Origin of the sequence: Nostoc paludosum FACHB-159, from assembly GCF_014698835.1 — a bacterium.
Classification (GTDB): Bacteria; Cyanobacteriota; Cyanobacteriia; order Cyanobacteriales; family Nostocaceae; genus Nostoc; species Nostoc paludosum.
Window position 1 is genome coordinate 33,434 of sequence record NZ_JACJTU010000059.1, and the last position, 6,355, is coordinate 39,788.

Genomic DNA, 6,355 nt, shown 5'->3' on the forward strand with positions numbered 1-6,355 from the left:
AAAGATCGAGTTTGTTTTACTCTTAAATTCTGCTGTAAGTGTTGGAGTGAATTAAATGCAGAAGCTTTGCATACTAACTTGGAAAAGATAATTATGGTATACAAACAAAGGCAGCCATTAACAAAACCTGTAAGTTGGTACTTAATAATGTTGACAGCTGCTATGGCTGTAGTTCCTGTTACACTTTCTGTCTATAGCTTTTCACGATTTCAGTTGACCTCTAAGTTAGACTCACCTACTCCCAATAATGCTCCTACAATCACTGCTGTTACTGCTTTAGGATCTTTAGAACCTGAAGGAGAAGTTATTCGTTTATCTGCCCCTAATTCTCAAGGGGGTGTTCGAGTGGCGAAACTCTTTCTCAAAGAAGGAAGTTGGGTGCATCAAGGACAAATAGTTGCTGTTCTTGATAGTTATTATCCCCGTCTTGCAGCCTTAGAAAAAGCACAAAAACAAGTTTTAGTAGCGCAAGCTAGCCTAAATCAAATAAAAGCGGGAGCCAAAGCAGGAGATATCTCTGCACAGCAAGCAACAATTACTCGTCTACAAGCTGATTTGTCTGGAGCCATGTCTGCACAGCAAGCCACAATTGCTCGTCTAGAAGCTGAATTACGTAATGCTGAAAGCGAAAATCGGCGTTATCAGCAGTTATACAAAGTAGGTGGTATTTCTGCTTCTGAGTCAGAAGCTAGGCGCTTGCGAGTCGAAATTGTTCAACAGCAGTATAACGAAGCTAAGGCTTCTCACAATCGAATTGTAGAAACTATTCAACAGCAGTTGATGGAGGCCAAAGCTAAGTTTGCAAGTATTACAGAAGTGCGTTCTACCGATGTGCAAGCAGCCCAAGCTAATATCGAGAGTGCAAAAGCTTCAGTTAAACAAGCTCAAGCAGAATTGGATTTAAGTTATGTGCGATCGCCTATTGCTGGCCAAATTCTTAAAATTAGTACTCGCCCTGGAGAAATTATTGGCGCTACAGGAATAGCTGACTTAGGTCGCACACAACAAATGTATGCAATAGCAGAAGTTTATGAAACTGATATTAAAAAAGTACGTCTAGGTCAGTCAGTCGTTATCATTAGCGATGCTTTACCAAAGCAATTACGGGGAACAGTCACAGATATTGGTCTGCAAGTTGAGCAACAAAATATGTTTAATAATTTGCAAGCTGATACAGATAACAAAGTAATTCAGGTAAAAATTCGCATCGACAATATGGAAGATAACAAACAAATTGCTGCTCTTACTAATTTACAAGTACAGGTACGTATTGATATCTAAACCTATAGACAGAGCTTGATTATTTTTAGTAAACAATCTCATTTCTATCACTTTGGGTTTATCAAATGATTATTAATATATCTCTAGCTTGGCTACAGCTAGCCCGACAAAAAGCTCGCTTTTTTATAGCTTCGACTGGAATTGCTTTTATTGCGGTACTGATGTTTATCCAAGTTGGTTTTCAAGATGCTTTATATACTAGTGCTACGCAGTTACATAACAATCTCAAAGGTGATTTATTTATAATCAGCACTCAATATCAATCCTTGACTTTCAATCAAAGCTTTCCACGTTGGTATTTATATCAAATATTAGGATGCGAAGGGATAGAATCAGTTAACCCATTATATATGCAGTTTGCCAAGCTAAAAAATTTAACCAGTGGGATAAAATTTCCCATACATGTACTTGGTTTTGAGCCGAATGGAGCAATTTTAAAATTACCAGATATTCAGGAAAATTATAGATTATTACAATTGCCTAACATAGTTTTATTTGACAGCAAATCTCGGCCACAATTTGGGCCAATTTCTCACGATTTTGAAGAAGGAAAGCCTGTAATACTGGAAATATTTAACTATACTTCATCAATTGGCTATAAGGTAAAAGTTGGTGGATTATTTAGTCTTGGCCCATCCTTTGGAGTTGATGGAAATTTAATTGTTAGTGCTTCCACCTTCTTCCAAATATTCCAAGGCCGTTCAGCACGAAATGTAGATATAGGCTCAATTAATCTCAAACCCGATGCTAACCACCAAGAAGTTTTGGCTATTTTGTCTGCTAAATTACCTAAAGACGTAATAGTCATTACACGCGAGGATTTTATTAATTTGGAAAAAAACTATTGGACACTTAGAGCGCCTATTGGATTTGTATTTCAATTGATGGTGACTATGGTATTTGTTGTTGGTGTAGTAGTCGTCTATCAAATTCTCTATAGTAATATTGCTAGCCATCTAGCTGAATATGCAACTCTCAAAGCAATGGGTTTTAAAAATAAATATCTGCTGATTTTAGTTTTTCAACAAGCTTTAATCTTAGGTTCTTTTGGGTATATTCCTGGTTTTGCTATATCTATAGGTTTGTACGATGTAGCTCAAAGTGTTACTAACTTACCAATTAGCATGAGTGTAGATAAAGCAGCTATAGTATTATTCTTTATAATTTTAATGTGTTTAGCATCTGGATTAATATCTACAAAAAAGCTGCGTAATGTAGATCCAGCCGATTTTTTTTAGGTTTCCGTAATTAAATTAATTATTTTTGAGGTATGTTTATGGTAGACTTTATTGTTAGTGCCAAAAATCTTAATCACTACTTTGGCAAACAGATATTAAAAAGTCAAATTTTGTTTAACATTAATCTTCAGATTAAACATGGCGAAATAGTGACTATGACTGGGCCTTCAGGTTCAGGAAAAACAACCTTACTTAGTTTAATTGGTGGGTTACGTTCTGTTCAAAAAGGAAGCTTGAAATTTCTCAATCAAGAGCTTTATGGAGCTAGTAACGATCGATTAGTACAAATACGTCGTCATATTGGCTATATTTTTCAGTCTCATAACTTACTGAATTTCTTAACCGCCAGACAAAATGTTCAAATATCCCTTGAATTAGACAACAATATTTCTAAGTGGGAAGCTCAGAAAAAAGCGGAAGCTATGCTTGATGCTGTTAAATTAGGGAATCGAATTAATTACTATCCATGTGAACTCTCTGGTGGTCAAAAGCAACGAGTAGCAATTGCCCGTGCTTTAGTAAACCATCCTAAATTAGTTCTGGCTGATGAACCTACCGCAGCATTAGATAGTAAATCAGGTCGAGATATTGTGAACCTCATGCAATTATTAGCTAAAGAACAAAACTGTGCTATTTTAATGGTTACTCATGACACTAGAATTTTAGATATATCCGATAGAATAATTCATATAGAAGATGGGCGGCTAGTTAAAGAAGTTTGCTAATGCTAGTAATAAGCTTTTCTTAAAAAAATACAATTTATATTTTAACTATTAATATTCGTTGCTTTGGAATGCAGAGAATAGACTAAATTTTCCAGACTTAATCCAATAATTTTAAAGTAAATTCCATTTTGTCAGGAGAAATTAAAATAATGGCTAAAATAGTAATTTATTATTTTCACCCTACGGAATTAGGAGCATTTATACATAACCTAACTCCATCTCAAAGCCAGGCTGTATTTGGAGGTTATATGTATGTTAATTTATTCAATGGCACTGGTGGCATCAACAATACTGAAAATACCTACTACCTGGGTTCTTATGGGATTAACTTCCACGATAACAGAATATATACAATGGACTATTCAAGGTCTATCTTCAACTGGTTCTATCTTTAGTTAGATTAATTTAATCGGCTTTGCTGATTGAGAATATGAATTTAGCGGGCTACGCCCCGCTTTGCTAACACGCAGAGGAGCCAGTGCGTTGGGCGGGCAATGCCCGACTTGAAGCAACTGGCGTAGCGCAGAGTCGCTCCAGAGTAAGAGTTGAGAAGAGTTGATTTTTGTTCATATTCAAATTCAGCAACGCTATTTAATCACTATAATCTTTGTTGAGTTGAGCCTTACTGCTTGGACAATAATTTTTTTACTGCGTCTTGCTTGTATATTTATCTATTTTTAAATAAAAATACGAGTGCTATGAAGTGGGTGTAATATTGATTTTACTCAGAGTGGTGGGTGGCGCAGATAGGGAGACGCAGAGAATAATCAATAACTAATGACTAATCAATATCGATATATTATTTTTTACAAGCCTTACGGTGTTCTCAGCCAATTTACAAAAGAAACTCCCACACATAGCACTCTCAAAGATTATATTGATGTGCTTGATGTCTATCCTGTGGGACGCTTAGATTGGGACAGTGAAGGTTTGTTGTTATTAACCAATGATGGACAATTGCAACATCGCCTCGCCCATCCGCGTTTTGCTCATAAACGCACTTATTGGGCACAAGTAGAACGAATTCCTGATGCAGAGGCGATAAAAAGGTTGCAAACAGGTGTGGAAATTCAAGATTACCGCACTCAGCCAGCAGAAGTTAGCCTCTTACCAGAAGAACCACAGCTACCAGAACGCAACCCACCAATTAGATTTCGCAAAAATGTACCAACAGCTTGGCTGCAAATGACCTTGACAGAGGGAAAAAACCGCCAAGTACGCCGCATGACTGCGGCTGTCGGGTTTCCGACTTTGCGATTGGTCAGGGTCAGCATCGCACACTTACAATTAAATGACCTACAACCCGGCCAATGGCGTGACCTCACTGCATCTGAACTGAAATCTCTGGTCAACTACAAAAGGCAATAGGCAATAGGCACAACTTTAACGTAAAATACACTAAATCTATCGATTCACCGTATTTTCTCCACGGTACTTTCTTAAACTTGGCACTAATGGTAACAACTTACAATTAATGTACGTATGCAAACTATTCATAATCGTAAAGTTAAAGGCGGAGACTAAACGTTGGGAAAATTGCAAGCACAACCTCTGGCTTTGTCAGGCTCTCAAAAAAATTGGGTTTTAGTTGGTGTGGGGCTTGGGGTGTTCATGTCTACTCTGGATGTGGGCATTATCAATGTTGCTTTACCCACATTGGTAGAAGCTTTTGACACCACTTTTCCCATAACTCAATGGGCTGTATTGAGTTATCAGTTGGTCAGTTCCGGTTTGGTTTTGGCAGCAACTCGGCTGGGGGATATGTGGGGCAAAAAGTCGTTATATCAAGGCGGACTTATTTTGTTCACTTTCAGTTCGCTGTTGTGTGGTCTTGCACCTGGTATTGAGTGGTTAATCGGCTTTCGGGCACTTCAAGGATTAGGTGCTGTGTTCATCTCCGGCCTTGGTTTGGCAATTATCACAGAAGTTTTTCCCTCTTCCGAACGAGGTCGAGCTGTGGGCATCATCGGTAGCGTGGTGTCATTGGGTATTGCTTTTGGCCCTTCGGCTGGCGGACTACTGCTGGGGTGGTCAGGCTGGCATAGTATATTCTTAATCAATGTACCGTTGGGGATCGTAGCTAGTTTCTTAGTCGCTCGCGTAGTGCCACCTTCTGTAATTCTTGAGGGGAAACAGAAATTTGACCCTTTTGGAGCAATATTGGCTTTATTAACTTTGGGTAGTTTTGGACTAGGTATGACACTAGGGCAAAGCCAAGGCTTTAGTAGTATCAATGCATTGATCTTACTAGCGATCGCCGCCGTTAGTTTGACGATTTTTTTGATAGTAGAAACGATGATAGAGCAGCCACTACTAGAACTGCACTTGTTTCGCAATCTTCAGTTGAGTATGAGTTTGCTCAGTGGCTGGCTTGCGTTCATTGTCATTGGTGGTTCACTACTGATCGTCCCATTTTTTTTAGAGGGAGTAAAGCAATATCCCACAGTAAAAGTAGGGCTACTACTAGCAGTATCGCCAGTACTAAGTGGGTTAATTGCACCCTTGGCTGGAACACTTGCAGACCGCTTTGGCGCTCAACTGATTAGCTCAATTGGGTTGGGATTGATGATTGGCGGTTGTTTGGGGATTAGCACCTTTGATGCCCAAATCACTGAATTGGGCTATATCTGCCGTTATTTTATTTATGGTATTGGACTGGGTTTATTTCAATCCCCCAACAACAGCGCCGTTATGGGAGTAGTACCTCGCGAACGGTTAGGGATTGGTTCTGGGTTGCTGTCTTTGTCACGCACCTCAGGTAATACCGTAGGTGTTTCTCTGTTTGGGGCAGTATTTGGAGGGTTAATCGCCACTATGGCTGGGGGTGCAGATGTGTCCGTTGCCCCTGCTGAAGCAATTGTTGTCGGCTTCCAAGGAACTTTTCGTTTTGCAGCCCTAATATTGTGTGGGGCAGCAATGGCATCTGTTTTGAGGTTGAGGAAGGGGTAGGGAGATGGGGAGATGGGGAGTGTGGGGAGAGAGGGGGGAGTGTGGGGAGTGTGGGGAGAGAGGGGAGTGTGGGGGGAGAGGGGAGTGTGGGGGGAGAGGGGAGTGTGGGGGGAAAGAGAATTAATGCTTCCCCATCCTCCCACACCTCCCACACCTCCCACA

Annotated in this window: 5 protein-coding genes; all 5 read left to right on the forward strand. The window is 39.7% G+C overall.

The window, feature by feature from the left end; translation table 11 throughout:
• The first annotated feature begins 93 nt into the window (after positions 1-93).
• The 5 genes from H6H03_RS33560 (at position 94) to H6H03_RS33580 (ending at position 6,193) form a co-directional block, all read left to right on the forward strand.
• Positions 94-1,281, forward strand: a complete 1,188-nt coding sequence (locus tag H6H03_RS33560) for an ABC exporter membrane fusion protein (protein ID WP_190959350.1) — start codon at positions 94-96, stop codon at positions 1,279-1,281.
• A 65-nt stretch (positions 1,282-1,346) separates the two neighbouring features.
• Entirely contained in the window at positions 1,347-2,519 is a 1,173-nt protein-coding gene (gene devC, locus H6H03_RS33565) for an ABC transporter permease DevC (RefSeq protein WP_190959351.1), read from the forward strand.
• A 32-nt stretch (positions 2,520-2,551) separates the two neighbouring features.
• Positions 2,552-3,244: a DevA family ABC transporter ATP-binding protein gene (locus tag H6H03_RS33570; protein WP_190959352.1), complete on the forward strand. Its 693-nt coding sequence runs from the start codon at positions 2,552-2,554 to the stop codon at positions 3,242-3,244.
• 777 nt (positions 3,245-4,021) lie between these two features.
• A complete protein-coding gene (locus H6H03_RS33575) occupies positions 4,022-4,612 on the forward strand; it encodes an rRNA large subunit pseudouridine synthase E (protein ID WP_190959353.1) in 591 nt (196 codons plus the stop codon).
• Positions 4,613-4,771: 159 nt separating this feature from the next.
• Positions 4,772-6,193, forward strand: a complete 1,422-nt coding sequence (locus H6H03_RS33580) for a DHA2 family efflux MFS transporter permease subunit (RefSeq protein ID WP_190959354.1) — start codon at positions 4,772-4,774, stop codon at positions 6,191-6,193.
• Positions 6,194-6,355 lie beyond the last annotated feature (162 nt).

Coding starts and splice junctions, on each gene's coding strand:
- H6H03_RS33560 (WP_190959350.1), top strand. CDS start 94: ATGGTATACAAACAAAGGCAGCCATTAACAAAACCTGTAAGTTGGTAC.
- devC (WP_190959351.1), top strand. CDS start 1,347: ATGATTATTAATATATCTCTAGCTTGGCTACAGCTAGCCCGACAAAAA.
- H6H03_RS33570 (WP_190959352.1), top strand. CDS start 2,552: ATGTTTATGGTAGACTTTATTGTTAGTGCCAAAAATCTTAATCACTAC.
- H6H03_RS33575 (WP_190959353.1), top strand. CDS start 4,022: ATGACTAATCAATATCGATATATTATTTTTTACAAGCCTTACGGTGTT.